Below are 25,472 nucleotides of genomic sequence, written 5' to 3'. Positions count from 1 at the left end.
ACTCCTTGGGTCGTTGAAACAAAACGATAGCAGCAGGCATGTTACCCGCGCGCCACGGGGCACTGTAGCGCCGCCCCCCACCGCCGTACATGGGGTGACTACCAAGAGCGCGGCCACTCTGCGCAGGCCGTCGGCCGGTCAACGCGCTATGCTCGCCCGGTGAACTTTGCCCAACTGCTGTTTCCCGACTTCTCGCTGATTCTGTGCGGCTACCTGGTCTGCCGTTTCACAGCCCTCAATCGCAAAGTCTGGGAACCGGTGGAGAGCCTGGTCTACTACTTCCTGTTCCCGGTTCTGCTGTTCCATTCGATCGCCCGCAGTCCGCTCGATCTGGGCAGCGCCTCCAGCCTCATCGGCGCCGGCCTGGCCCTGGGCGTCGGCTCCATCGCGCTGAGTTATTCGCTGCCCCGCTGGCCGCTCATCGGCCGCCACATGGACGTGCGTCTGCACGCAGCCAGTGCGCAGGTCGGGTTCCGCTTCAACTCGTTCATCGCCCTGGCGCTGGTCGGCAAGGTGGCAGGTCCACAAGGCCTGCAGATGATCGCGGTGCTGATTGGCGTGTGCGTGCCGCTGTTCAATGTCGGCGCCGTGTGGCCCATGGCCCGCCATGCGCAGCGTGGCTTTGGGCGCGAGCTGCTGCGCAACCCGCTGATCATCGGCACCGCGTCCGGCCTGGCGGCCAATCTGCTGGGTTTTGCCCTGCCTGGCTGGCTCGAACCGACGATCAACCGGATCGGCCAGGCGTCACTGGCCCTGGGGTTGATGGCCGCGGGGGCAGGCATGCAACTGGGCTCGCTCCATGCCGGCAAAAGCCTGGGTGTGGCCGTGCTGGTGGTCAAACATGTCGGCACGCCGCTGCTGGCCCTGGGCCTGGTGCACCTGTTCCGGCTGGATGCGCTGCAGGCCACGGTGCTGCTGATGTTTGCAGCCCTGCCCACGGCCTCCAGCTGCTATGTGCTGGCGGCTCGCATGGGCTACAACGGCCCTTACGTCGCGGCACTGGTGACCCTGTCCACCCTGCTGGGAGTCGTCAGTCTGCCTTTCGCGTTGGGCGTGCTGCGCGGCATGCTCTGACGCTGACCGCCACCACCGGCAACGATCAGCCACAGGGAGCAGCGGCTGCGCAGCCCCCTGAAGGCGCCCTCAGCGGGGGCTGCGGCGCGGAGCAGGCCGTGCGGCACCTTCGCGTCGCGGGGCCGGGCGAGCGGTGGCGAATGCACCGCGAGCGTCGCCACCATCACGCGACATCTGGGGGCGCGCCTGCCGCGACGGTTGTCCGCTGGCGGGACGGTCATTCCACTCCCGGCGTTCCCGCGGCCCCTCGGAGCGGCCAAAGCCGCCAAAACCTTGCGAGCGACCGCCACCGCCGTTGCGGGAGTCCTGCCGGCGTCCGTCGCGACGGTGGTCGAAGCGGCCGCGCTCGCCACGGTCGGGCTGGGGCGGACGCTGGCGCGGCTCCAGACCCGGAATCACTTCCGCGCTCATGCGCTGGTGGGTGAACGCTTCGATGTCGCCGATGCGGCGGCGATCGCGGAACTCGGCAAAGGTCACGGCAACCCCTTCGCGGCCGGCACGACCGGTGCGGCCGATACGGTGCGTGAAGTCTTCCGCTTTCATCGGCAGCCCGAAGTTGAACACGTGGGTGATCGTGGGCACGTCAATGCCGCGCGCGGCCACGTCGGTGGCCACCAGGATCTGCACCTGACCATTGCGCAGCGCCGTCAGGCGCCGATTGCGCAACCCCTGGCTGAGGGCTCCGTGCAACGCCACGGCGTGAAAGCCGGTCTGCTGCAGGTCGGTCGCGAGCGCATCACACTCGATCTGGGTGCTGGCAAACACGATGGCCTGATTGATCGAGGCATCGCGCAACCAATGGTCGAGCATGCGGCGCTTGTGGCCGGCATCGTCGGCCCAGAACAGAACCTGCTTGATGTTGGCATGCTTTTCCTGCGGGGTATCGACCTGCACGCGCTGCACGTGCTTGCCGCCTTCGTGCATCACGCGCAGCGCGAGCTGCTGGATGCGCGGCGCAAAGGTGGCCGAGAACATCATGGTCTGGCGGCGCTGGCTGGTCAGGTTGTTGACTTCAGCCAGATCGTCGGCAAAGCCCAGGTCAAGCATGCGGTCGGCCTCGTCGACCACCAGGAATTGCACCTGGTCGAGCTGGATCTGTTGCGAGCGCTGCAGGTCCAGCAGGCGGCCGGGCGTGGCCACCACCAGATCGGCGTTCTGCAGGCGGGCAATCTGCATCTGGTAGGGCATGCCGCCCACCACACAGGCGATGCGCATGCCGCGGCAATGGCGCACCAGATCGATGGCGTCGTGCGCCACCTGCTGGGCCAGTTCGCGCGTCGGGCAGAGGACCAGCGCGCCGGGCGTGGCCGGCTTGAAGTGGCGGGCCAGCGTGGGGTTCTTGCGCTTGGGCCGCTTGGGCGCCGGCTGGCCGGAAGCCAGCGCTTCGGCAGCGGCCCGCTCAAAGGCCTGACGCTCGGCATCGGCCTGTTCGTTTTTTTGCTGGATCAGCGTGTGCAGCAGCGGCAGCAGAAAGGCCGCCGTCTTGCCACTGCCGGTCTGGCTGGAAACCATCAGGTCGGCATAACGGGCCTCGCCGGCGGTGGCCACACCAGGCTGGAGGGCCATGGGCACGACCAGACTCTGGACCTTGGTGGGTTGCTCGAAACCGAGATCGGCCACGGCCTGCACCAGTTCCGGAGCCAAGCCGAGCGCGGCAAACGCCGAAGCGTCGACCGGTGCGGGCAAAGAAGAAATTTCCACGGCCTCATCGCCGCGGACGTCGAAAGCGTCGCTCATGATATTCAGGCGCAGGAAAGCGCCAAAGAGGAGCACGGTGCGAGGCCTGATCAACCGATCAGACACGAAGCCGACACCGGATTCCGTTGGTGGTCAAACACATCAACCACAAACGGTCACGCTTGGCGGTCTGGCCGAGAAGCCAGTGGTCAGCGAGTGGCCTCATCCGTCGTGCGGGACATCAAGCGATGCCTGCGATGAACCGGAGGCGGTTCAAACGATACGGGAGGCCTCTTGTGTGAGGCAGATGCACATGGATTGCGCCAAAAAGCACAATTTCGAATTATGGCACGGCTAGGGTTTTCCCGCAACACCCTGGCCAACGGTGCCGCGTCAACCGAGGACTTCAGCCACCACGTGGTAGAGGATCGCCGCCAGCACCGCCGTGGCCGGCACGGTCACGATCCAGGCGGCCACGATGCGCAGCACCGCCGAACGCTTGACGATCTCTTTCTTGTAGACCTTCTTCAGCGCCTTCTGCTCTTTCTTGTCGAACACCGCGCCAACCGCCATCTCGCGCGCCTTGGCGCGCTTCTTCATGTCGGCCAGCATCCGCTTCTTCTCGCTGATTTCGGCCGCTTCGAAACGCCGCAGATAAGCTTCGACCTCTCCCCGGTCTTCGCCCTGATGGCCTGCGAACACGGCCGCCTCCATCTTGGCGTAATTGACTTTGAGCAGCTCACGCAGGAAACCGACGCCGAACACCGCCCCGATGGAGATGTGCGTGGTGGACACCGGCATGCCCAGCTGGGAGGCGACGATCACCGTCAGCGTGGCCGACATGGCGATCGAGTAGGCCCGCATGTTGTCCAGCTCGGTGATTTCCTTGCCCACGGTGCGAATCAGCCGCGCCCCGTACAGCGCCAGCCCCACCGACAACCCGGCCGCGCCCAGCACCATGACCCACAGCGGCGTGGCCGCGGTGGTGGCCACCGCCCCCTGCTTGACCGCCTCATAGATGGCCGCCAGGGGCCCGACCGCGTTCGCCACGTCGTTGGCACCATGGGCAAAGCTCAACAAGGCCGCCGAACACAGCAACGGCCAGATGAACAGGCGGTTGACGCCGGCTTTGGTGTTGTCCTGCAGGCGGGCCTTGCGCGCGATCGGGCCTCGCACCAACGCCCACACCCCCCCGGCGAACACCGCACCGGCCAGCACCGCGGGCCAGAAGCTGACCTTCATCAGCTGACCCAGGCCTTTGAGCAGCATGTAGGTGCCAAACGCCCAAGCCATCGCAGCGATCAGCCAGGGCACGACACGCGCCGCTGCCTCGGTCATGTCGGTGCGGTAGGTGATGCTGCGTTTGATCAGATAGAGAAAGGCCGCAGCCACCAGCCCGCCCGAGATCGGCGAGACCACCCAGCTCACGACGATGGAGCCGATGGTGCCCCAGTTGACCAGGCCCCAGCCGCCGGCCGCGATGCCGGCCCCCATGACCGCCCCGATGATGGAGTGCGTGGTCGAGACCGGCGCCCCGATGGCGGTGGCCAGATGCAGCCACATGGCCCCGGCCAGCAGGGCCGCAAACATCACCCACGCGAACTGGGTGGCCCCGCCGATGGCGTCGCTGGCAATGATGCCGCCCTTGATCGTGCCCACCACGTCGCCACCGGCAATGATGGCGCCGAGGGCTTCGAACACGGCGGCCACCAGGATGGCCCACCCCATGGTCATGGCGCCCGAACCCACCGCCGGCCCCATGTTGTTGGCCACGTCGTTGGCACCGATGTTCATGGCCATGTAGCCACCCACCACGGCCGCAACAATCATCAGCCAGATTGACGAGCCCGACAGCCCCGCCACGTTGGCCCCCGTCAGTGACGCATACAGGCCGACCAGCAGCAGGAAGGCGATGGCGGCCCCCAGTTGCAACACGTCGGTGTGCCGGGAGACGAAGCTCGAACGGTTCTTCTTGGTCATGTGTCAATCTCGTGAAGGCCGCAATTTTGACACGCGGCCAACCGGCGGCGCCGCGCCACCGGGCGATGACGGCTTCAGCGCAAGAAATGCGCCCGGTAGTGCAGCAGCTCGTCGATCGACTCGTGCACGTCGGCCAGCGCCGTGTGCTTCTGGTGCTTCTTGAAGCTCGCGTAAACCTCGGGCTTCCAGCGGCGCGCCAGTTCCTTGAGCGTGCTCACGTCCAGGTTGCGGTAATGGAAATACGCTTCCAGTTTGGGCAGGTACTTGACCAGAAAGCGCCGGTCCTGCCCGATGCTGTTGCCGCACAGCGGCGACGCATTGCGCGGCACATACTGGGCGATGAACGCCAGCATCTCGGCTTCGGCCTGAGCTTCGGTCAGTGTGCTCGCCCGGACTTTGTCGATCAGGCCGCTGCGGCCATGCGTGCCCTTGTTCCAGGCATCCATGGCGCCGAGCAGCGCGTCGCTCTGATGGATCACCAGCACCGGCCCTTCCACACGCTGCGACAGATCCGGGCTGGTGATGACCACCGCCATCTCCAGCAAGCGCTCCTTTTCCGGATCGAGGCCGCTCATTTCGCAGTCCAGCCAGACCAGGTTGAGGTCGCTTTTGGCGAGCGCGACAGGGGCAACAGCGGATTCGGACATCGGGATGGGCGCATTCATGGCGGCGATTGTCGCCGAAGGCCGGGCGCCAACTGCGACGGCAACCGCCGCCGCGCCCGCTAGACTCCCGCCATGGACAATGGCTCGCTCTTTTTCACCTACGTGTTCTGCGCCCTGCTGGTTTTGACCCTGGTGGTGCGCACCGTCCTGGCCAGCCGCCAGACCCGGTACGTGGCCCGGCACCGGGACGCGGTACCGGCCGCATTTGCCGCCACCATCGGCCTGGATGCCCACCAGAAAGCCGCCGCCTACACACTGGCCCGCCTGCGGTTCGGGCTGCTCGAGTCGTCCTGGGAGACGGTATTGCTGCTCGGCTGGACCCTGCTGGGCGGCCTGCACCTGCTCAACCAGACGCTGCTGACCTGGCTGGGGCCTGGCCTGCTGCAGCAGTTGGCCCTGCTGGGCGCCTTCGGCCTGATCGGCACGGTGCTCAACCTGCCGTTCAGTGCCTGGAACACCTTCCGGCTTGAAGCGCGCTTCGGCTTCAACCGCATCACCCCCGCCCTGTGGTGGGCCGATCTGGTCAAGGGCCTGCTGGTCGGCGCCCTCATCGGCCTGCCGATGGCCGCGCTGGTGCTGTGGCTCATGGGCGCGGCGGGCCCGCGATGGTGGCTCTGGGCCTGGGCGGTCTGGATGGGCTTCAATCTGGTGCTGATGGTGATCTACCCCACCCTCATCGCCCCGCTGTTCAACCGTTTCCAGCCCCTGGACGACGAAGCGATCAAGACCCGTGTGTCGGCCCTCATGCAGCGCTGCGGCTTTGCCGCCCAGGGCCTGTTCGTGATGGACGGCAGCCGCCGCAGCGCCCATGCCAACGCCTACTTCACCGGCTTTGGCGCCGCCAAGCGGGTGGTATTCTTCGACACCCTGCTGCAGCAACTGAGCCCGCCCGAAATCGACGCCGTGCTGGCCCACGAACTCGGCCACTACCGCCGCCGACACATCGCCCAGCGCATGGTGCTGATGGCAGCGGTCAGCCTGATCGGTTTCGCCCTGCTCGGCTGGCTGTCGCAGCAAGCCTGGTTCTACACCGGGCTGGGCGTGCAGCCGGCACTGGACGCCCCCAACGATGCCCTGGCCCTGCTGCTGTTCCTTCTGTTCGTGCCGCTGCCGGCCTATTTCCTGTCGCCGCTGATGGCACAGCTGTCGCGCCGGCACGAGTTCGAAGCAGACGCCTACGCCGCCACCCAGACCAACGGCCAGGATCTCGCCAGCGCCCTGCTCAAGCTCTACAAGGACAACGCCAGCACGCTCACACCCGACCCCGTGTACGCCCGCTTCTACTACTCGCACCCACCGGCCCACGAACGCATCGGCCGGCTGCAAGGTGCCTCGGCATGAGCCGCGCCACCCGCCGCGCGCCCTCGCCTGTGGCGACCACCTCGCTGGAATCCGGTCTGGTGGTTGCCGCCTATGGCCGGCACTGTCTGGTGGAAAGCGCCGATGGGCAACGCCGCATCTGCCATCCCCGCGGCAAGAAGAACGAGGTCGTGGTCGGCGATCGTGTGCGCTGGCAGCCCTCCGGTGACGAAGGCAGCATCGAACAGGTGGAGCCCCGGCGCAACCTGTTCTACCGGCAGGACGAGGTGCGCACGAAGTCGTTTGCCGCGAACCTCGATCGCGTGCTGGTGCTGGTGGCGGCCGACCCGGAGTTCTCCGAAAGCCAGTTGGCCCGGGCCCTGGTGGCCGCTGAGGCAGCGGGCATCGACGTGGTGATCGGGTTGAACAAGCGCGACCTAGAAACGGCCTTTGCCCGTGCCTGGAACCGGCTCGCCCCCTACCGCGCCATGGGCTGCGAGGTGCTGCCGCTGCAACTGCGGGCCCCGGGCGACGAGAGCGGCCTGCCCGCGCTGAACGAACGCCTGCACGGGCACACCACGCTGGTCCTGGGGCCTTCGGGGGCCGGCAAGAGCACCTTGGTCAACCGCCTGGTGCCCCACGCCCGGGCCGAGACCGGCGAGATTTCACGCGCGCTCAATTCCGGCAAGCACACCACCACCAGCACCACCTGGTACTGGACCGATGGCGAGCGGCACACCGCGCTCATCGATTCCCCGGGGTTCCAGGAATTCGGGTTGCATCACATCGATGCCATGGACCTGGCGCGCCTGATGCCCGACCTGCACCAGCATCTGGGCGCATGCCGGTTTCACAACTGCACGCACCGGCACGAACCCGGCTGTGCGGTGATTCCCCACGTGCAGACGGACCCGGCGGCAGCGCTGCCCGCCACGGGCATCAGCGCCAGCCGCTACCGCATCTATGGCGAGCTGTTCGACGAACTCGCTGCCAAACGCAGCTACTGAAGATCAGGCCGGCAGACCGGAGAAGGTCAGCAGTGCCAGCACCAGCATCCACAGCACCACGCTGCGCCAGACCAGACCGACGACCGACGCCAGATGCGCCAGCTGCGGCTCGGCGCGGCCGACCGACTCGTCGGGCACCACACCTTCGGGCAAGGGCCGAAGGCGCACGTTGATGGCGCCCGCCGTGGCAGCCAGCACAACCCCGTCGCCGCCCGGGGCGTACTGGGGCGCGTCGCTGCGCCAGCTCGCCACCGCCTCCTCGAAGTTGCCCACCACGGCAAAGCCGACGGCGGTCACGCGCGAGGGCACAAAGTCCACCCAGCCCCAGCCGCGGACGGCCGCTGTCTCCAGCGCCGGGCTGGACGACACGTCGTGGCGCAGGCGCCAGGTGCGCGCCACGTACTCCGCCATCCGGTAGAACACGGCCCCGGCCGGGCCCAGCCCCAGCATGCCGAAGACCACGAAACACACCAGCACGCCAAACACATGGCGGTGCGCCGACAGCACCGAGTGCTCGATCACCTGGCGCAGCAACTCGGCCCGCGGCAGGCTGGCCGCGTCGACGCGCAGCCATTGCGCCAGGCCCTGGCGCGCAGCGGTTTCGTCGCCCTGTTCAAGGGCCTGCCGGATGGCGGTGAAATGGTGGCTGAACTGCCGGAAACCCAGGGTGACGTACAGCACCACGACCAGCCACACGAAGGCCAGCACGGTGCTGAAGGTGTCCACCAGCCAGAAGACACCGGCTGCAACCAGCGCGGGCACGCCCACCGCCAGCCCCCAGGCCAGCCAGCCATGGGCCGTCTCCCCGGCGTCGAGGTTGCGGCGCACCAGCCGCGCCCAGCCGCGCAGCAGGGAATGGGCCGGATTGTCGTAAGCCAGGGGGCGCGCCTGCTCCAGCAACAGGGCCACAAGAACGGCAAGAAAACTCATGGGCCGATGATACCGGCGGTGCCGGCCATCTCCCGCTCGCACCTCAGGCGCTGAGCAGGCGGTAAAGGTTGCGCAGCATGCCTGCGGTGGCGCCCCAGATGAAACGCTCGCGCTCGCCCCCGACGGATGGCTCCTGGTACGGCATGGAATACCACTCGCGCCGCCCGCCTTCCCAGTCGAATGCGTGCCGGTGGTGATTGACGGGATCCATGAGGAAGTCCAGCGGGACCTCGAACACATCGTCCACCTCGGCGGGATTGGGCTGCAGCGCGAAGCCCGGACGCACCAGCGCCACCACGGGCGTGATGTGAAAGGCCGACCCGGTCACGTACAGGGGCAAGGTCCCCAACACCTCCACATGATCGGCAGGCAGGCCGATCTCTTCCCGCGCCTCGCGCAAGGCGGCCGCCGTGGCATCGGCATCTTCCGCATCCACCTTGCCGCCTGGAAAGGCAATCTGGCCCGAATGCGTCGACAGGTGCTGGGTCCGCAAGGTCAGCAACAGGTGGAGGCGATCGCGCTGCACCAGCGGCACCAGCACCGCCGCCTCCGCCGGCGAACGGTCCATGAAACGCTGTTCGCGCAGGACTTCCGGCGTCCAGACCGGCGGGTGTGCAAACACCTGGCGCAGGCCGTCGGCGGTGAGCCGGTCCGCCCGCGCGGGCATCAGGCCGGTGCTGGCGACGCCCGGCAACACGGGCACCTGGCGGGGATCGAAGGCAGGCAGAAGACGCGACATGGGCGGCGAGCATAGGCCCGAAACGACAAAAGCCGCTCGGAGAGCGGCTTTTGGTCCGGGTGGGCACAGGGGCTTCCGGGATCGGCAGAAGCGCGATCAGGCGCCCAGCTTTTCCTTGATGCGGGCCGACTTGCCGCTGCGCTGACGCAGGTAGTACAGCTTGGCACGGCGCACATCACCACGGCGCTTGACGTCGATGCTGGCGATCAGCGGGCTGTACAGCGGGAAGGTACGCTCCACGCCTTCGCCGCTGGAGATCTTGCGCACGATGAAGCTGGAGTTCAGGCCACGGTTGCGGCGGGCGATCACCACGCCTTCGTAGGCCTGCACGCGCTTGCGGGTGCCTTCGATCACGTTCACATTGACGATCACGGTATCGCCAGGGGCAAACGCGGGAATGGTCTTGTTCAGGCGAGCAATTTCTTCTTGCTCGAGGGTCTGGATGAGGTTCATGGTTTCCTGTTTACCGATCATGGCCGCGCTGCACTGAAGGCCGCGATTCCCTGGCGCCTCGGGAGGCACCACCGGTCGCGACGGCCGGCCAGAGGATCGAAAAGCCTTGGATTATACATCGGCGCGCCGACCGATCTCTTCCCTACCCACCCGCTCGATCCCCAACCGGGTGCGCGTCATCTCCCAGGGCGCCAGCACCTCCCCGGTTTCGACGTCCGTGACCTTGCCATCGATACGGCCTTTGCAGAACGTCTGGATGGACTGGTGACGGTGATCGAAGGCATCGATGTAGTCGCCGTCGACGTACAGAACATCCACCTGTCGCGTGCTCGGGTGCCCCTGGGGATCGCGGTAATCGAACACATAGCGTCCTTCCCGGGTCAGCGAGGTATTGGCCAGCAGATACGCCTCCTGGGGATCGGCGACCCCGTCGTCCTGCACCGTCTGCCCCTCGTCGTAGCGCCAGAAGTCGGGCGGAACCACCTGTTCGCCGCACACCACGCCCAGCCAGTACCGGACCGATTCCTGCTCCCGGAAGCTGATGGTTTCGTGCGCCACCGCCTCTTGCAGCGTCAGCATGAGCATGAACAGGTCTTTGTCGTTGCGCACGGCGCTCACCGCCTCCAGCCTGGTCAGCAAACCGCGAGCGCGTTCCGGCGTGATGTGGTCTTGGGTGAAAACCCGTTGGCAATGCTCGCGCAGCTTCGCGAGCTGCCCTGCCTGTTCCCGCATGTCCGCATGAACGCGAGACGCAGGCATCGCGTCGGACTCTTCTTCGGCGAGCACTTCGGAAATCAATGACGGCGGCACCTCGGCCTGCGCGCGCAAGGAACGCCAGAGGCGCCCCAGAGGCAGCAACGCCGCCAACCCGAAAACCAGCGCGGTGGGCATGAGGCTGGAGACCGTGTGCCCCGTTACCAAGAAGGTGTCCGCGACCACCCCGCTCACCAAGACCGCCAGCACCCCGGCCAGCGCCCCGGAGACCACGGCAGCCACCCCTTTGGCACGCAAATACCCGTACCAAAGCAGAAACATGGCTGTCCATGTCACGCCCGCCACGATGCCCAACATGCGCTTTCCTTTTTGTAGCTTGACTTCTTGATTCTGTGGCGTGCGTCACAGGAGCGGTGAAATCCCACAAAAAAGCACCGGATTGCTTGACAGGTCACCAGCGGGAGCACCCCAGGGAAGACCCGGGGAGTATTCAGCGCCGAGCGTCGGCGGGCACTTTGCGCTGTTGCAGAAAAGCCTCATCCGCGCGGCTGAGCCGGCCCGATTCGCGCACCGTGGCCAGCACGTCGGGGCGTTCGCGTGCGGTCAACTGCAGGCTCTGCTCGCGGCGGTAGCGGGCAATGCGTTCGTGATGCCCGCCCAGCAGCACCTCCGGCACCGCCATCGGCCCCTGCGGCCCGGTCCAGACTTCGGGCCGGGTGTGGTGCGGACAGTCCAGCAGGCCGTCCAGTGCCGGATTGAAGCTGTCCTGCTGATGGCTGCCCTCGTCACCCAGCACGCCGGGCTGCAGACGGGCCACCGCATCGAGCAGGGCCATGGCCGCGATCTCGCCGCCCGACAGCACAAAATCCCCCAGGCTGATCTGGCGATCCACGCAGGCGTCGATGAAACGCTGATCGATGCCCTCGTAGCGACCGCAGACCAGCACCGCACCCCGTGCGTCCGTCGCCCAGTCGGCCACGGACGCGTGGTCGAGCCGCCGGCCGATGGGCGAAAAAAGCACCACGGGCGCACGCCCTCCGGGCGCCCCTTGCTCGACCTCACCGCGATCGGCACGGATGGCCCGGAGGCAGCGCCACAGGGGCTCGGCCATCATGACCATGCCGGGCCCGCCGCCAAACGGCCGGTCGTCCACACGGCGGTAGTTGCCTTCGGCGAAGTCGCGCGGATTCCACAGGCGCACATCCACCTGCCGGGATTCGAACGCCCGCCGGTTGATGCCACTGGTGAAAAACGGCTCGAACAGCTCGGGAAACAGGGTGATGACGTCGAAGCGCATGGCGGGATTGTCGCCGGGCGGCGCGCGTGAGCGATGGGCCCAAACGGCCGGCACCGCCCACGGGCGGCGCACGGTCTCAGTAGTCGAGGCCCCAGTCGGCCGTGATGCGCCGCTCGGCGAGGTTCACGTCGTCGATGTAGGCCGACACGAAGGGGACCATGCGCTCGGCGGGCTTGTCGACGCCGTCGACGGTCTCGGTGCAGTCCATCACCAGCACCGAAGTCGGGCCGGTGGGCAGCAGGTCGCGCACCACGCCGAGGTGCTCGCCCTGGCGGTTGACCACCTCCAGGCCGATGAGGTCGACCCAGTAGTACTCGCCCTCCTCCGCCGGCGGGAAGGCCTGGCGCGAGACGTGGATGCGGGCGCCCTTCAGAACCTCGGCGGCATTGCGGTCGTCCATGCCTTGCAGACGGGCCACGATGCCATCCGCATGGGTCTTGATGTCAGCCACCTGCACGCGCACTGGCGCCGAAAACGCGGAAAACCCCTTGCCGAAGCGCGCTTCGGGGGGCAACAGAAACCATTCGGTGGTGGCGAACAGCGCCCGGGTGTCGGCGCTGTGCGGCTGGATGCGGACCCAGCCCTTGATGCCCCAGGCATCAAGAAAACGGCCCAGTTCGACCGCATCCCCCGGCAGGGGCGATGCCTCGAACGGGCCGTTCGATGAGCCGTTGGGGTGGCTCACGTTGCCAGCAACCGATCAGGCCGAAGCCTTGGCGGCGTTCTGCTTGATCAGGCGGTTCACGGTGTCGGAAGCCTGGGCGCCCACACCGGTCCAGTAGGTCAGGCGGTCCTGGGCGATACGCAGGGGTTCTTCACCACCCTTGGCCAGGGGGTTGTAGAAACCGATGCGCTCGATGAAGCGGCCATCGCGGCGATTGCGCTTGTCGGCAACCACGATGTTGTAGAACGGGCGAGCCTTGGCGCCGCCGCGGGAGAGTCGAATGACGACCATGATTTATCCTTCGGGTGGTAACTTGGCCGGTCCGGAAATGAATTTCTCCGGGTGCCGACATGTTCTGCAGCGATTGAGACACACGACTGACCACCCGGCCAGCGAAACGCTGCAAAGCCTGCGATTATAGCCGGCCGAGCCAGAATCACCACCCCGACCGTTTCCCCCGCACCATGCCCCTCATTCGTCCCAGCCGCGAAGACGACCTCGACGCCATCACCCGCATCTACGCCCACCACGTGCTTCATGGCACAGGCACCTTCGAGACCACACCGCCCACCGCCGCCGAGATGGCGCTGCGCCGTGCCGACGTGCTGAGCAAGGGTCTGCCCTGGCTCGTCGTCGAAGAAGCCGGCCAGGTGCTGGGCTACGCCTACGGCAACTGGTTCAAGCCCCGCCCGGCCTACCGGTTTTCGGTGGAAGACTCCATCTACCTCGCGCCCGAAGCGGCCGGCCGCGGCCTGGGCCGCGCCCTGCTGGCCGAACTGCTGGGCACGCTGGAGCGCAGCGGCATCCGCAAGGTGATGGCCGTGATCGGCGACTCGGCCAACGCCGGCTCGGTCGGCGTGCACACGGCGGCCGGCTTCGCGCACGTGGGCGTGATGCGCTCGTGCGGCTGGAAATTCGGTCGCTGGCTGGACATCGTGCTGATGGAAAAGACCCTGGGCGCGGGCAACACCACGCCGCCCGAGGAGCCGGCGGCATGAGCGGTGCCACGCCCTCCGCAACAGGCGCGCCCACGGGGCGCCCCCGCAACAAGACGCTGGCGGCCCTGATCGCGTTCGTGGGCGGTACGCTGGGCCTGCACCGCTTCTACCTGCGGGGCTGGGGCGACTGGATCGGCTGGCTCTTCCCGCTGCCCACGGCGCTGGGCTGGCTGGGCGTGGAGCGGGTCCAGACCTACGGCCAGGACGATCACCTGGCCTGGGTGCTGGTGCCGCTGCTGGGCTTTTCCATCGCGGCCGCCTGTCTCAGCGCCATCGTCTACGCGCTGGCCGACCGCGAAAAGTGGAACCGCCAGTACAACGCCGGCTTCGACCCCGAGGCGAACGCCGGCGCCACGAACTGGCTCACCATCGCCGTGCTGGCCTTTGCGCTGCTGGCGGGCACGATCGCCTTCATGAGCAGCCTGGCCTTCAGCTTCCAGCGGTATTTCGAATACCAGATCGAAGAAGCGCGCAAGATCAGCCAGTGACCGGCGGCGCTCTCACAACGGATTGAGCCAGCCCATGAGCAGCATCACCAGGCTCACGGAGAACAGCGCGAGCCCGGTCGACAGCCCCATGGCCGCCGTGGTCAGGCCCTGGGCCACGTTGTAGCGCTGCGCGAACAGGAACACGTTGGCCCCCATGGGCATGGCCGCAGCCACCACCAGCACGGTCAGCGGAAGGCCCGTGATGCCCAGCGTCCAGGCCAGCAGGCCCACGGCCAGCGGCATCACCAGGTTCTTGACGGCGCAGATCCACAGCGCGTCGCGCCAGTGCCCCTGCAGCGGCGTGCGCGCCAGCGTCACCCCGACCAGCACCAGCGAAATCGGTCCGAAGGCACTGCCCAGCAGTTGCAGCGGCTTGTCCACCACCATCGGCAGGCTCCAGCCGGTCTGGGCAAACGCCAGCCCGCTGAGAATGGGCAGCGGGATCGGGTGGATCAACGCGCCCTTGAAGGCCGACCAGGCGGTCTGCAGGATGTGTGGCGACGCCTCGCCGCCGGCCCGGGCTTCGCGCGCCACCACCAGCTCCAGCACCACCGACCCCACTGTCAGCAGCGTCAGTGCGTGCACCGACACCACGGTCAGCAGCGTCACCAGGGCCTGCTTGCCGTAGGCCAGTTCGACCAGGGTGATGCCGATCATCACCAGGTTGGAGAACACGCTGCCCATGGCCATGACCACGCTGGCCCGGTTGAAGCCCCGCCAGGCGATGGTGATGGCCAGCACCGCCAGCGCTGCCGGGAAGTAGGCCATCAGCGGCCGCAGGTCCAGCGCCTCGACGTGCACCGCACTCATGGTCCGGAACAGCAGCGCCGGAATGAGCAGCAAAAACACCAGGTTGGAAAGATCCCGCACCGCGGATTCGCGGATCCACGACAGGCGTCCGGCCAGGTAGCCGGCGCCGATGAGCAGGAAGACGGGGGTCAGGGAGACGAAAACGGGGTGGGTGGCGAGGTTCACCGCGCCGATGGTAGCGTCGCCCCGATCACCCCGCAGGCCGTCGGTAAGCCTGCGACCCCGTGCTTTCCGGATAATCCCGTTTCCGCGCACGCCCGCTCCGAGCCCACGTCCCGAAGCCCATGAAATCTCCCATCCTCATCCTGGGCGCCGGCATGGTCGGCACCTGCACGGCTTTGCAACTGGCGCTCAGAGGCCACCCGGTCACGCTGGTCGACCGGCGCGAACCCGGCCGCGAAACCTCGTACGGCAACGCCGGCATCATCCAGTGCGAAGCGGTGGAGCCCTACCCCTTCCCGGCAGACCCGGGCCTGTTGCTGCGCACGGCGCTGCAACGCGCCACCGAAGCCCACTACCACCTGGGCGACATGCCCGCGATGGCGCCGGCACTGGCGCGCTACTGGTTCCATTCGCGCGGCGAACGCTATGCGCAGATCTGCCGCGAGTACGGCCAGCTCACGCGCCGCTCGGTGGCAGAGCACGCGCCGCTGATCGAAGCCGCCGGCGCGCAGGACCTGGTGCGCCGCGAAGGCTTCCGCCTGGTATTCCGCACCCCGCGTGCGCTGGAACAGGAGGTGAAAGACGCCGAACGCCTGCAGCGTCTCTGGGGCCTGCCGTTCCGTGTGCTCGATGGCCAGGCGCTGGCCGCGGCCGAACCCGCGCTCAAGCCCCGGCTGGCCGGGGCGCTGCAGTGGACGGAGCCGTGGTCGATCACGGACCCGGGCGAACTCGTGCAGCGCTATGCCGACCTGCTGGTGCGCCACGGCGGCGTCATCGTCCAGGGCGACGCCCGCACGCTGCGCCCGGCCGGTACGGGCTGGCAGGTGCAGGGCCCGGACGGTCCAATCGAAGCTGCGCAGGCGGTCATCGCGCTGGGGCCCTGGTCGGACGCGGCCATCCGGGCCCTCGGCTACCGCTTCCCGCTGTTCGTCAAGCGCGGCTACCACCGCCACTACCGCGGTGGCACGGGCCCCGCACTGACCCTGCTCGACGCCGAACGCGGCTACGTGCTGGCCCCCATGCAGCAGGGCGTGCGCCTGACCACCGGCGCCGAGTTCGCGCGCCTGGATGCCCCGGCCACGCCAGTGCAACTGGCCCGCACGGAACCGCTGGCGCGCGAACTGTTCGACCTGCCCGAGCCGGTGGAAGCCGAACCCTGGCTGGGCGCGCGCCCCTGCACCGGTGACCTCAAGCCGGTGATCGGGCCGGCCCCGCGGCACCCGGGCCTGTGGTTCCACTTCGGCCATGGACACCAGGGCTTCACCCTGGGGCCCGTCAGCGCCCGGCTGCTGGCCGAACAGATCGACGGCGACACCCCGGTGGTGGACCCCACACCCTACCTGCCCGCGCGTTTTCTCTGAAACCGCGCAGGTGGCGCGTTCAGCGCGTGCCCACCGCCTCGGTCATGCGGTAGTAGAGCCCGTAGGGATCGTCGCGCAGCACGTGGAACTGCCCCTGCACCACCACCGCGTCGAGCCGGTATTTCACCGGCTCGCGGGTGCGGATCTCGATCATGCTTTCCGGCCCGCCCGGCGTGCAGAACGCGCAGGTGGGCGGCACCGAAGCCAGCAGAAAGTGCCGCTGCTGCTCGCCCGGCTCCAGCGGCAGCATGAAGCCCTGGACCTTGATCCGCTTCTGGTGCAGCGCCGACACCGCCGCCGGGTACACCGGCACGATGCGGCGGTTCTGCACCTCGGTGCGGATATCGGTCAGCACCGACCAGGCCACCACGTCGACCCGGGGTTTCAGCGGAGCGAACGGGCTCAGCGGGCTGTGCACGCCCGCCCCCTGACCGTGCGGAACCGGCGCCGGCGCACCCGCGCCCTTGCCCGCACTCGGGCCGGCAGGGTTCCCCAGCGGAGACGACAGGGTTTGTGCCCCCGCCCCCGGGAGCAGCGCCCCCGACAGGGCAGCGAGACACAGCAGTCGGCGTTTCATGCGCAAAGCAGGCGGTTCAGAGAAGGACGGCCACCGCGTCAATGCACATGGCGCATGCCGCAGTACTTGCCAATGGCCAGACCCTTGCAGGCCGCCTGGAGTTCCGCCATGCAGACCTTTTCGCCCTTGCCGGCCTCCAGGCACTTGGCGGCCGCTTCGTGCGCCGCAGCCATGGAGCGGTGGCGCTGGATGTCTTCTTTCAGTTCCTGCTCGGAATGCTGGGCCCACACGGGCAGTGCGAAGCCAGCGGCCAGCGCGGTGATGGTCAATACACGTTTCATCGGTTCAACTCCTGGGGTTCAAAGAGGGGTGCACGTCCTGCCGGTAGGCCTCGATGGCCGGCAGCAGGACGGCGAGAAACACCACGGCCAGCGCCAGCAGCGGCACGCCCGCCAGCAGCAGCGGCGATGGCGCCATGGCCACCACGCCCGACGGATCGTCCGCCAGTTGCCGGGCCAGCGCCCACCACAGCCCGCGCGCCAGCAGCAGACCCAGGCCGCAGGCCAGCATGGCCAGCCACAGCGCTTCGAGCAGCAACAGGGCGGTGACCCGGCCCGGCCCGGCTCCGAGCAGGCGCAGGATGGCCAGATCGGCCGCGCGCTCGCGCACCGCGTGCCACAGCGCCATGAACACGGACAGCCCCGCCACCAGCAGCAGCACGGCGCCCGCGGCCTGTAGCACACGCGTGCCCACGCCCAGCATGGACAGCAGGCGCGTCACCTCCACCGCCGGGGCGGCCGCCTGCAGGCCGGTCGAATCGTTGATCAGGCGCGGCAGCGTAGCGGCGGCCAGCGGCGAGCGGTAGCGCACCAGGGCGATGGTGACTTCGCGGTCGGCCTGCAGGGCGGCCAGGTCCTCGGCGTCCATGTCGGCGGCGCCGTGCATGTCGTCGTGCACCTGCCAGACCGATTCGGTCGGCGTGAGCACCAGCCGGTCCAGCACGCAGCCGCAGGGCGCCATGACCCCGGTCACGTGGTAGGCGGCCTCCTCGTGCACGGCACCGCCCCGGCCCAGCCCGTGCGCGCCGACAAAACCCTGCCCCTCGCCCAGCCCGGTCGCGGCGGCCACGCGGGCGCCCAGCACGGCTTCCATCGGGCGCGCCCACCAGATGCCGGCGGCCAGTTGCATGCCGTACAGCGCCGGGTAATCGGGGGTGGTGCCCACGATGCGGTACCCCTGCAGGTTGTCGCCCAGGCTCAGCGGCACCACCTGGGCCACCATCGGGTGTTGGGCCAGTGTCTGCACCTCGGCCAGCGGGATGTTGCCCGGCGGCACGTCCATGTGGAACACCCCGGCCAGGATCAACTGCATCGGGCTGCCCTTGGCGCCGACCACGAGCTCGATGCCGGCCAGATCGCGCGCGAACGCCCGGTCCACGGCGGAACGGGCCTGCAGCACGAAGCCGACCGTGGCCAGCCCCAGCGTGAGCAGCCACAGATTGAGCACGGTCGCCAGCGGCCGCGACCAGAGGTAGCGCCACGACAGGCGCAGCAGATCGGTCATGCCACCGCCTCCCCGGCCGGCAGCGGGTGGGGCGCCAGGCGCAGTGCGCGCGCCTGCGGCCAGGCAGCGGCCACGCGGGCATCGTGCGTGGCAACGACCAGGGTGGCGCCCACGGCGTCGGCAGTCTCCCGCAACAGCGTCAGCACCTGGGCGCAGGCGGTGTCGTCCAGGCTCGCGGTCGGCTCGTCGGCCAGCAGCAGCGCCGGGCGTTGCAGCACGGCGCGCGCCAGCGCCACGCGCTGGGCCTGACCGCCCGAAAGCTGCGATGGTTTGCGCCGCGCCAGACCGGCCAGGCCCAGGCGCTTCAGCACCGCCTCCACGGCCACCCGGTCCACCGGAAGACCGCGGGCGATGAAGGGCAATTCAAGGTTCTGGGCCACGCTGAGTGCGTCGCTCAGGCGCAGGCGCTGCGGCAGAAACCCCACCTGTTCGCCCCGCCAGCGGTCGCGCGCCGGTCGCGACAAAGCCCCGACCGACACGCCGCCCACGCACATCTCGCCCGCCAAGGGAGTGAGCAGCCCGCAAGCCAGCGCCAGCCAGGTGGATTTGCCGCAGCCCGAATCGCCCCGCACCAACAGGGTCTGCCCAGCCGGCAGGTCCAGATCGGGAAAGTGCAGCGGCGCCGCGCCGGCATGGGCGTGGGTCAGATCCCGGGTGCGGATCATGGTGCCGGCGCGTCGACCGCCGGATCGGCGCAACCCGCGCAGGTGCCGTGCACCGCCAGTTCGAGCCGCACACCCTGGTGGCCCAGGGCGGCCAGCCGCGAAAACAGGCTGTCGGCGAGTTCGCGCGTGGAAGCGCTCGCGCCGTCCAGACGGAAGCGCTGGTGGCAGCTGTCGCACTCGAAGCGCGGCGCCTGGCCATCGGCATCGGCCGCCGACGCCAGCCGGAAGCGCCAGGTGCGCGTGGCCTCGTCCGTCTCGCGCTGCAATGCGCCGCAGGCGGCCAGCCGGTCGAGCAGGCGATAGAGCGTCACGCGGTTCACATCCAGCCCGCGCGCCTGCACCAGCGCCAGCACCTGGGCGTGCGTGAGCACGACGCCGGGGTCGGCCACGAACAGGCCCAGCACCACCCGGGTGGCCAGGGTTCGGCGCAGGCCCGCGGCGCTGATGCGGGCCAGGATGTCGTCGGGAAGGCGGTTGCCGGACGGAGGTGAGGACATGGTGATGCCATTAACGCAACAAAGTTGCGATATGATTTCGCTAACGCAATCAAGTTGCAACATGATAAACCCGGATTCCCTGCCCGCCCAGCGCGGCATCACCTGCAGCGACCTCACCGTCGGCTACGACCGCCACCCGGCCCTGCACCACCTGAACCTGCAAGTCCCGGCCGGCACCCTGCTGGCCGTGGTCGGCCCCAACGGCGCCGGCAAATCCACCTGGCTCAAGGTCCTGGCCGGGCTGCTGCGCCCCATGACGGGCACCGTCAGCGGGCTGTCTGCGCCCGGACAACCCGGGCCTCGCGTGGCCTACCTGCCGCAGCACGACCAGGCCGACCGCAGCTTTCCCGTGACGGTGCTGGAGATGGTGACCATGGGCCTGTGGCACGCCTTCGGCGCCTGGGGGCGTCTGCGCCCCGAGCACCACGACCGCGCCCGGCAGGCGCTGGCCGCCGTGGGCCTGCAGGGCTTCGAAGCACGCCCCATCGACGCGCTCTCAGGCGGTCAGTGGCAGCGTGCGCAGTTCGCACGCCTGATGCTGCAGGACGCCACCACCGTGCTGCTGGACGAGCCCTTCGCCGCCATCGACCGCCGCACCACCGCCGACCTGCTGGCCATCCTGCACCGCTGGCACGCCGAAGGCCGCACGGTGGTCGCGGTGCTGCACGACCTCGACCTCGTGCGGGCGCATTTCCCCACGACGCTGGTGCTGGCACGCCGCTGCGTAGCCTACGGCCCGACGGCCGAGGCCCTGAGCGACGCGCACTGGGCCGAGGCGCTGGCGCTGCACGAACCGTTCGACGAAGACGCGCCCCTGTGCGCACCCGCCCCCCTTTCCACCGCCACCCCCCTGGCGCCAGTCCAGGCATGAACCTCGCCGACCTGCCCCTGATCGGCCCGTTCGCCGAATTCGACTTCATGGCCCGCGCCCTGGCCGGCTGCATCGCGCTGTCCTTCAGCGCGGCGCCGGTGGGCGTGTTTTTGCTGCTGCGCCGCATGAGCCTGACGGGCGACGCCATGGCGCACGCGGTGCTGCCCGGCGCGGCGCTGGGCTACCTGGTGGCCGGCCTTTCACTGGGTGCGATGACGGTGGGCGGCATCGCCGCCGGCCTGACCGTCGCCGCCGCCTCGGGCCTGGCGGCACGCAACTCCGTGCTGCGCGAAGACGCGTCGCTGGCCGCCTTCTACCTGCTGTCGCTGGCGCTGGGCGTGCTCATCGTCTCGGTGCGCGGCAACAGCGTGGACCTGCTGCACGTGCTGTTCGGCACCGTGCTCGCGCTCGACAGCGCCACCCTGACCCTGCTGGGCGGCATCGCCGTGGTCACCCTGCTGGCCCTGCGGCTGCTGTGGCGCCCGCTGCTGCTGGAGTGCTACGACCCGCAGTTCCTGCGCAGCGTCAGCCGCCTCTCGCCCCTGGCGCACTACGGCTTCCTGGTGCTGATGGTGCTCAACCTCGTGGCCGGCTTCCATGCGCTGGGCACGCTCATGGCTGTCGGCCTGATGGTGCTGCCCGCCGCCACCGCCCGCCTGTGGACGCGCCGGCTGCTGCCCCTGCTGGTCCTGGCCGTGGCCCTGGCCCTGCTGGCCAGCACCGGTGGGCTGCTCGTGTCCTACCAGTTCGACACCCCCACCAGCCCGACCATCGTGCTGGCGCTCGGGCTGGCCTACCTGTTTTCGCTGATGGCCGCCCCGCAAGGCGCGCTGCGCCACCAGCGGCCTTCTGCCACCCATTACCGGGCCTGACCGCCCTCCCGCCTTGTTCTACCGCTCGAAAGGAACCCCCATGCCCACCGCCCGTTCTGCCCTCGCGTCCCGCCGCACCTGGATCGCCGCCGCTACCGCCACCGTCGGCTGGCTGGCCCTGTCCGCACCCGCCCAGGCACAGGCACCGACACCCCAACCCGCCGTCCAGGCCGTGGCGTCCTTCAGCATCCTGGGCGACCTCGTCAAGCAGGTGGGCGGCGACCGCGTCGCGGTGCAGGTGCTGGTCGGCCCCGGTGCCGACGCGCACGTGTTCCAGCCACGCCCGGCCCAGGCGCGCCAGGTGGCGCAGGCGCACATCGTGTTTGCCAACGGTCTGGGCTTCGAAGGCTGGATGGACCGGCTGCTGCGCAACACCAAGTTCAAGGGGCCGCGGGTGGTGGCCAGCGAGGGCGTGGACGCGATCGCGCACGAAGACGGCGATGAGCACGATCATGAACACGAGAAAGAACACGCCCATGGTCACGACCACCCGAAGGCCGCCCAGGCGCCGGCCCATGCCGGTCATGACCACGACCACGGCCCCAACGATCCCCACGCCTGGCAAAGCGTGAAGGCGGTCCAGACCTACGTGAACAACATCGAACGCGGCCTGTGCCGGGTCGACGCGGCCGGCTGCGATGGCTATCGCCGCAACGCCAGCGCCTACCGCGAAAAGCTCCAGGCCCTGGACCAGGACATCCGTGCGGCCTGGGCCGGCGTGCCACCGGCGCAGCGCAAGGTCATCACCTCGCACGACGCCTTCGGCTACTACGCCCGCGACTACGGGGTCGAGTTCCTCGCACCGCAGGGCGTGAGCACGGAAAGCGAGGCCTCGGCCAAGGGCGTGGCCCAACTGGCGCGGCAGATCAAGGCGCAGAACATCCAGGCCCTGTTCGTCGAGAACATCGCCGACCCGCGCCTGATCGAGCAGCTCGGGCGCGAAGCCGGCGTCAAGCCGGCCGGCGCGCTGTTCTCCGACTCGCTCTCTGACGCCAAAGGCCCGGCGGCGACCTACCTGGACCTGATGCGCCACAACACCCAGGCACTGGTGCGTGCCGTCCGGGGTTCCTGAGTCCATCCCCCCATGGCAGACCACCACCCTACCGACACGCGCCTGCCGGTCACCGTGCTCTCGGGCTTTCTGGGCGCCGGCAAGACCACGCTGCTCAACCACGTGCTGGCCAACCGCGAAGGCCTGCGCGTGGCGGTCATCGTCAACGACATGAGCGAGGTGAACATCGACGCCTCGCTGGTGGAGCGTGGGGCCGAGAATGCAGGCGCCGCGCTCTCGCGCACCGAAGAGAAGATGGTCGAGATGAGCAACGGCTGCATCTGCTGCACGCTGCGCGAAGACCTGCTGCTGGAGGTGCGCAAGCTGGCCGCTGAAGGCCGGTTTGACTACCTGCTGATCGAATCGACCGGCATCGGTGAACCCATGCCGGTCGCCGCCACTTTCGACTTTGAAGACGAAGCGGGCGAGTCGCTCAACCAGGTGGCCCGCATCGACACCATGGTCACCGTGGTGGACGCGCTCAACCTGCTGACCGATTTCCGCAGCACGGACCTGCTGGAGCAGCGCGGCGAAACCGCCGGCCCGGAAGACAACCGCAGCCTGGCCGCTTTGCTGACCGAGCAGATCGAATTTGCGGATGTGGTGGTCATCAACAAGATCGACAAGGTGGACGCGGCCCGGCGCGACGAGGTGACCGCCGTGGTCAAGGCGCTGAACCCGGTCGCGGAGGTCGTCTACGCCGACCACGGCCAGGTGCCGCTCAAGCAGATACTGGGCACCGGCCGGTTCGACCTGGAGCGTGCCAGCAGCATGCCCGGCTGGGCGCGTGAACTGGAAGGCGCGCACACGCCCGAGACTGAGGCCTACGGCATCGAGAGCTTCGTGCTGCGCAGCCGCGAGCCCTTGCACCCGTGGCGTTTCTCCACCTTCATGGACCAGCCCTTGCCCGGCCTGATCCGCGCCAAAGGCTACGTCTGGCTGGCCAGCCGTGCGCAGTGGGTGGTGAGCTATTCGCGCGCCGGCAACACCGCCACCCACGAACCGGTGGGCCGCTGGTGGGCCAGCGCCCCGCGCGACCACTGGCCGCCCAAGGGCTCACCGCAGCGCGGAGCCATCGAGGCGCGCTGGCAGGAGCCCTGGGGCGACCGCCTCAACGAGGTGGTGTTCATCGGCCGGAACCTGGACCGCGCCGCCATCGAACAGGCCTGGAGGGCCATGCACCTGAACTACACCGAAGGTCGCAAGGGCCTCAAGGGCTGGGCCGAGCTGCCCGACCCGTTCCCCGCATGGGACCCCCACCCCGCGACCGCCGCATGAATGCCCGCACGCCCCCACCCATCCGGCCGGTGCAGGCCGACGTGGAAGCCGCCGTCCGCACCCTGATCCGCTGGGCGGGCGACGACCCCGACCGGGAAGGCCTGCAAGACACGCCCGGCCGCGTCGCCCGGGCCTACCGGACCTTTTTCGCCGGCCACGAAGAAGACCCGGCAGCACTGCTGGCAACGACCTTTGAAGACGCTGGCGGCTTTGACGACCTGGTGCTGGTGCGCGACATCCGCTTCGAATCGCATTGCGAGCACCACCTGGTGCCCATCATCGGCGTCGCCCACGTGGCCTACCTGCCCCGCGACCGTGTGGTGGGCATCAGCAAGATCGCGCGCGTGGTGGATGCCTTCGCCCGGCGCTTGCAGATCCAGGAGCGTCTGACCCGCCAGATTGCCGACACCCTGGTGGACACCCTGCAGCCACGCGGCGTTGCGGTGGTGATCGAGGCGCAGCACCTGTGCATGACGACGCGCGGCGTGCACAAACCCGGCTCCACCACGCTGACCCAGCGCTGGGTCGGCCGGTTCCGGCATGCGCCCGAATTGCGCCGCGACGTCTGGCAAGGCATCGGCCGCTCGGGATCCGGCCGGACGCCGGCCACCTGACGCGCCCCGAACCGGCCCGCCCCGTTTGACCAGCCCCCGATCAGGGGCGCTGTGCCTGCGCTAAGCTGTTCGGCTGCCCTACCACACCGCCGCCCGCCCTTGCCCTTCTCGCACCTGCTCCTCGCCCTGGCCGTTGTCGCCGTCTGGGGCACCAACTTCGTGGTCATCCGCTGGGGCCTCAACGGGCTACCGCCGTTCCTGTTCGCCACCCTGCGTTTCACGTTTTCCGCCCTGCCGTGGCTGCTGTTCGTGCCCCGCCCCGCCATCGGCTGGCGGCCGCTGGCCAGCTTCGGCGTGCTGCTGGGCGTGGGCCAGTTCGGCCTGCTGTTCCTGGCCATGCGCAGCAGCATCTCGCCCGGCATGGCCTCGCTGGTGGTGCAGATGCAGGTGTTCTTCACCATCGGCCTGTCGCTGGTGCTGATGAAGGAAAAGGTGCAGCCGTTCCAGCTCGCCGGCCTGGCGCTCGCCGTGGGTGGGCTGGGCCTGATCGCCACCCACCTGGACGCCACCGTCACGGCGCTGGGCGTGGCACTGGTGCTCGGTGCCGGCTTCTGCTGGGCCTGCGCCAACCTGGTGGTCAAACGCGCCGGGCAGGTCAACATGCTGCACTTCACCGTCTGGAGCAGCGTGTTTGCCGTGCCGCCCCTGCTGCTGCTGTCGCTGGGTCTGGAAGGGCCGGCCGCCATCGGTGGGGCGCTGTCGGCGGCGGGGCCGGTGATCTGGGCCAGCGTGCTGTGGCAGGCGCTGGGCAACACGCTGTTCGGCTACGCTGCCTGGAACTGGCTGCTGGCCCGCCACCCGGCCGCCGCCGTGGCGCCCACGGCCCTGCTGGTGCCGGTGTTCGGCATGGGCGCCTCGGCGCTGATGCTGGGCGAAGCCATGCCGGCCTGGAAACTGCAGGCCGGCGCCCTGGTGCTGGGCGGCCTGTGCGTCATCCTGTTCTGGCCCCGACTGCGCCAGCGCTTCCGGTAAGCACCCTCGAACGCCTGGTTGCCCGGTTTCGCGGGCCTGACAGCGGCTGCAAGCGCCCAACGGCTTGTATCTTCATATCTGACTGGCGCGGTAGAGTGTGGCCGCCGTTGAGGCGGCCAGACCGGCCCGTGCAGTTTGGTAGCGGCTGGGGTGATCGAGCCCGTGACTGAGTACAGAACGCACGGCCGCCGCGCTGGTCTTCGTGAAGCCCGAACGGTTACGCGCGCCTTCGATGAGTGCGCATGCACAAGCAA

The 25,472-nt window shown here is 68.8% G+C and carries 29 protein-coding genes; 12 read left to right on the top strand and 17 right to left on the bottom strand.

Features of this window, described 5'->3' with window-relative positions; genetic code table 11:
• Nucleotides 1-159 precede the first annotated feature (159 nt).
• A complete protein-coding gene (locus QQK43_RS11845) occupies nt 160-1,074 on the top strand; it encodes an AEC family transporter (RefSeq protein ID WP_234262698.1) in 915 nt (304 codons plus the stop codon).
• 69 nt (nt 1,075-1,143) lie between these two features.
• Here QQK43_RS11845 and QQK43_RS11840 read toward each other — a convergent pair whose 3' ends face one another.
• From QQK43_RS11840 to orn, 3 genes are all read right to left on the bottom strand, one after another.
• Nucleotides 1,144-2,811, bottom strand: coding sequence for a DEAD/DEAH box helicase (locus QQK43_RS11840; protein WP_234262697.1), 1,668 nt, complete (start codon nt 2,809-2,811; stop codon nt 1,144-1,146).
• A gap of 333 nt (nt 2,812-3,144) precedes the next feature.
• Nucleotides 3,145-4,731, bottom strand: coding sequence for an inorganic phosphate transporter (locus QQK43_RS11835; protein ID WP_234262696.1), 1,587 nt, complete (start codon nt 4,729-4,731; stop codon nt 3,145-3,147).
• A gap of 74 nt (nt 4,732-4,805) precedes the next feature.
• Entirely contained in the window at nt 4,806-5,378 is a 573-nt protein-coding gene (gene orn / locus QQK43_RS11830; RefSeq protein WP_234262945.1) for an oligoribonuclease, read from the bottom strand.
• A gap of 90 nt (nt 5,379-5,468) precedes the next feature.
• Between orn and QQK43_RS11825 the strand changes: the two genes are divergently transcribed.
• Nucleotides 5,469-6,737, top strand: coding sequence for a M48 family metallopeptidase (locus tag QQK43_RS11825; RefSeq protein WP_284307927.1), 1,269 nt, complete (start codon nt 5,469-5,471; stop codon nt 6,735-6,737).
• Complete coding sequence (rsgA, locus tag QQK43_RS11820) at nt 6,734-7,702, top strand: ribosome small subunit-dependent GTPase A (RefSeq protein WP_234262694.1); 969 nt, start codon at nt 6,734-6,736, stop codon at nt 7,700-7,702. Before QQK43_RS11825 ends, rsgA begins: the two co-directional genes overlap by 4 nt.
• Nucleotides 7,703-7,705: 3 nt before the next feature.
• Here rsgA and QQK43_RS11815 read toward each other — a convergent pair whose 3' ends face one another.
• From QQK43_RS11815 to rpsP, 7 genes are all read right to left on the bottom strand, one after another.
• Nucleotides 7,706-8,632, bottom strand: coding sequence for a CobD/CbiB family protein (locus QQK43_RS11815; protein WP_234262693.1), 927 nt, complete (start codon nt 8,630-8,632; stop codon nt 7,706-7,708).
• Between the two features lie 43 nt (nt 8,633-8,675).
• On the bottom strand, nt 8,676-9,371 hold the full coding sequence (locus QQK43_RS11810; RefSeq protein ID WP_234262692.1) for a CoA pyrophosphatase: 696 nt from the start codon (nt 9,369-9,371) through the stop codon (nt 8,676-8,678).
• Nucleotides 9,372-9,467: 96 nt separating this feature from the next.
• Nucleotides 9,468-9,824 carry a 50S ribosomal protein L19 gene (gene rplS / locus QQK43_RS11805; protein WP_234262944.1) on the bottom strand — a complete coding sequence of 119 codons (357 nt, stop codon included), beginning with the start codon at nt 9,822-9,824 and terminating at the stop codon, nt 9,468-9,470.
• A 111-nt stretch (nt 9,825-9,935) separates the two neighbouring features.
• The gene (locus QQK43_RS11800) at nt 9,936-10,895 is read right to left on the bottom strand and encodes a hypothetical protein (RefSeq protein WP_284307926.1); all 960 of its coding nucleotides are present in this window, start codon (nt 10,893-10,895) and stop codon (nt 9,936-9,938) included.
• A gap of 133 nt (nt 10,896-11,028) precedes the next feature.
• The gene (trmD, locus tag QQK43_RS11795) at nt 11,029-11,835 is read right to left on the bottom strand and encodes a tRNA (guanosine(37)-N1)-methyltransferase TrmD (protein ID WP_284307925.1); all 807 of its coding nucleotides are present in this window, start codon (nt 11,833-11,835) and stop codon (nt 11,029-11,031) included.
• 76 nt (nt 11,836-11,911) lie between these two features.
• On the bottom strand, nt 11,912-12,520 hold the full coding sequence (rimM, locus tag QQK43_RS11790; RefSeq protein ID WP_234262689.1) for a ribosome maturation factor RimM: 609 nt from the start codon (nt 12,518-12,520) through the stop codon (nt 11,912-11,914).
• Between the two features lie 15 nt (nt 12,521-12,535).
• Nucleotides 12,536-12,790 carry a 30S ribosomal protein S16 gene (rpsP, locus tag QQK43_RS11785; protein WP_234262688.1) on the bottom strand — a complete coding sequence of 85 codons (255 nt, stop codon included), beginning with the start codon at nt 12,788-12,790 and terminating at the stop codon, nt 12,536-12,538.
• A 173-nt stretch (nt 12,791-12,963) separates the two neighbouring features.
• Between rpsP and QQK43_RS11780 the strand changes: the two genes are divergently transcribed.
• Both QQK43_RS11780 and QQK43_RS11775 read left to right on the top strand, forming a co-directional pair.
• A complete protein-coding gene (locus QQK43_RS11780) occupies nt 12,964-13,497 on the top strand; it encodes a GNAT family N-acetyltransferase (RefSeq protein WP_284307924.1) in 534 nt (177 codons plus the stop codon).
• A complete protein-coding gene (locus tag QQK43_RS11775; RefSeq protein WP_234262686.1) occupies nt 13,494-13,985 on the top strand; it encodes an NINE protein in 492 nt (163 codons plus the stop codon). The genes QQK43_RS11780 and QQK43_RS11775 overlap by 4 nt, the downstream gene beginning before the upstream one ends.
• A gap of 12 nt (nt 13,986-13,997) precedes the next feature.
• Here QQK43_RS11775 and QQK43_RS11770 read toward each other — a convergent pair whose 3' ends face one another.
• Nucleotides 13,998-14,960, bottom strand: coding sequence for an AEC family transporter (locus QQK43_RS11770; RefSeq protein ID WP_234262685.1), 963 nt, complete (start codon nt 14,958-14,960; stop codon nt 13,998-14,000).
• A 119-nt stretch (nt 14,961-15,079) separates the two neighbouring features.
• Here QQK43_RS11770 and QQK43_RS11765 point away from each other — a divergent pair, with 119 nt between their 5' ends.
• On the top strand, nt 15,080-16,318 hold the full coding sequence (locus tag QQK43_RS11765; protein WP_284307922.1) for an NAD(P)/FAD-dependent oxidoreductase: 1,239 nt from the start codon (nt 15,080-15,082) through the stop codon (nt 16,316-16,318).
• A gap of 19 nt (nt 16,319-16,337) precedes the next feature.
• Here the strand turns inward: QQK43_RS11765 and QQK43_RS11760 are convergent, their stop codons facing one another.
• From QQK43_RS11760 to QQK43_RS11740, 5 genes are read right to left on the bottom strand one after another with little or no spacing between them, the layout of a single operon-like run.
• The gene (locus QQK43_RS11760) at nt 16,338-16,895 is read right to left on the bottom strand and encodes a DUF3299 domain-containing protein (RefSeq protein WP_234262683.1); all 558 of its coding nucleotides are present in this window, start codon (nt 16,893-16,895) and stop codon (nt 16,338-16,340) included.
• 38 nt (nt 16,896-16,933) lie between these two features.
• The gene (locus tag QQK43_RS11755; protein ID WP_284307921.1) at nt 16,934-17,176 is read right to left on the bottom strand and encodes a hypothetical protein; all 243 of its coding nucleotides are present in this window, start codon (nt 17,174-17,176) and stop codon (nt 16,934-16,936) included.
• A gap of 4 nt (nt 17,177-17,180) precedes the next feature.
• Complete coding sequence (locus QQK43_RS11750) at nt 17,181-18,398, bottom strand: FtsX-like permease family protein (protein WP_284307920.1); 1,218 nt, start codon at nt 18,396-18,398, stop codon at nt 17,181-17,183.
• Nucleotides 18,395-19,063 (bottom strand): ABC transporter ATP-binding protein, encoded by a 669-nt coding sequence (locus QQK43_RS11745; RefSeq protein WP_284307919.1) that lies wholly within the window; start codon nt 19,061-19,063, stop codon nt 18,395-18,397. Before QQK43_RS11745 ends, QQK43_RS11750 begins: the two co-directional genes overlap by 4 nt.
• Nucleotides 19,060-19,560, bottom strand: coding sequence for a Fur family transcriptional regulator (locus QQK43_RS11740; protein ID WP_234262679.1), 501 nt, complete (start codon nt 19,558-19,560; stop codon nt 19,060-19,062). The genes QQK43_RS11745 and QQK43_RS11740 overlap by 4 nt, the downstream gene beginning before the upstream one ends.
• Before the next feature lie 61 nt (nt 19,561-19,621).
• On the opposite strand from QQK43_RS11740, the gene QQK43_RS11735 reads away from it, so the two are divergent.
• The 6 genes from QQK43_RS11735 to QQK43_RS11710 all read left to right on the top strand — a co-directional run bounded on the left by QQK43_RS11735 (nt 19,622) and on the right by QQK43_RS11710 (nt 25,218).
• Entirely contained in the window at nt 19,622-20,431 is an 810-nt protein-coding gene (locus QQK43_RS11735) for a metal ABC transporter ATP-binding protein (RefSeq protein ID WP_234262678.1), read from the top strand.
• A complete protein-coding gene (locus QQK43_RS11730; protein WP_234262677.1) occupies nt 20,428-21,303 on the top strand; it encodes a metal ABC transporter permease in 876 nt (291 codons plus the stop codon). The genes QQK43_RS11735 and QQK43_RS11730 overlap by 4 nt, the downstream gene beginning before the upstream one ends.
• 40 nt (nt 21,304-21,343) lie before the next feature.
• Entirely contained in the window at nt 21,344-22,375 is a 1,032-nt protein-coding gene (locus tag QQK43_RS11725; protein WP_234262676.1) for a metal ABC transporter solute-binding protein, Zn/Mn family, read from the top strand.
• A gap of 12 nt (nt 22,376-22,387) precedes the next feature.
• On the top strand, nt 22,388-23,632 hold the full coding sequence (locus QQK43_RS11720) for a GTP-binding protein (RefSeq protein ID WP_234262675.1): 1,245 nt from the start codon (nt 22,388-22,390) through the stop codon (nt 23,630-23,632).
• Nucleotides 23,602-24,246, top strand: coding sequence for a GTP cyclohydrolase I FolE (gene folE / locus QQK43_RS11715; protein WP_370465264.1), 645 nt, complete (start codon nt 23,602-23,604; stop codon nt 24,244-24,246). The genes QQK43_RS11720 and folE overlap by 31 nt, the downstream gene beginning before the upstream one ends.
• A 99-nt stretch (nt 24,247-24,345) precedes the next feature.
• Nucleotides 24,346-25,218 (top strand): EamA family transporter, encoded by an 873-nt coding sequence (locus QQK43_RS11710; RefSeq protein WP_234262673.1) that lies wholly within the window; start codon nt 24,346-24,348, stop codon nt 25,216-25,218.
• A gap of 72 nt (nt 25,219-25,290) precedes the next feature.
• Here QQK43_RS11710 and QQK43_RS11705 read toward each other — a convergent pair.
• Nucleotides 25,291-25,472 (bottom strand): hypothetical protein (locus tag QQK43_RS11705; protein WP_284307918.1); only part of this gene is annotated, 182 nt, incomplete at its 5' end.

This window comes from Hydrogenophaga electricum (assembly GCF_030160815.1).
Classification (GTDB): Bacteria; Pseudomonadota; Gammaproteobacteria; order Burkholderiales; family Burkholderiaceae_C; genus Hydrogenophaga; species Hydrogenophaga electricum.
Note: the sequence above shows the minus strand (reverse complement) of the source record. Positions and strands in the feature narration are given on the sequence as shown.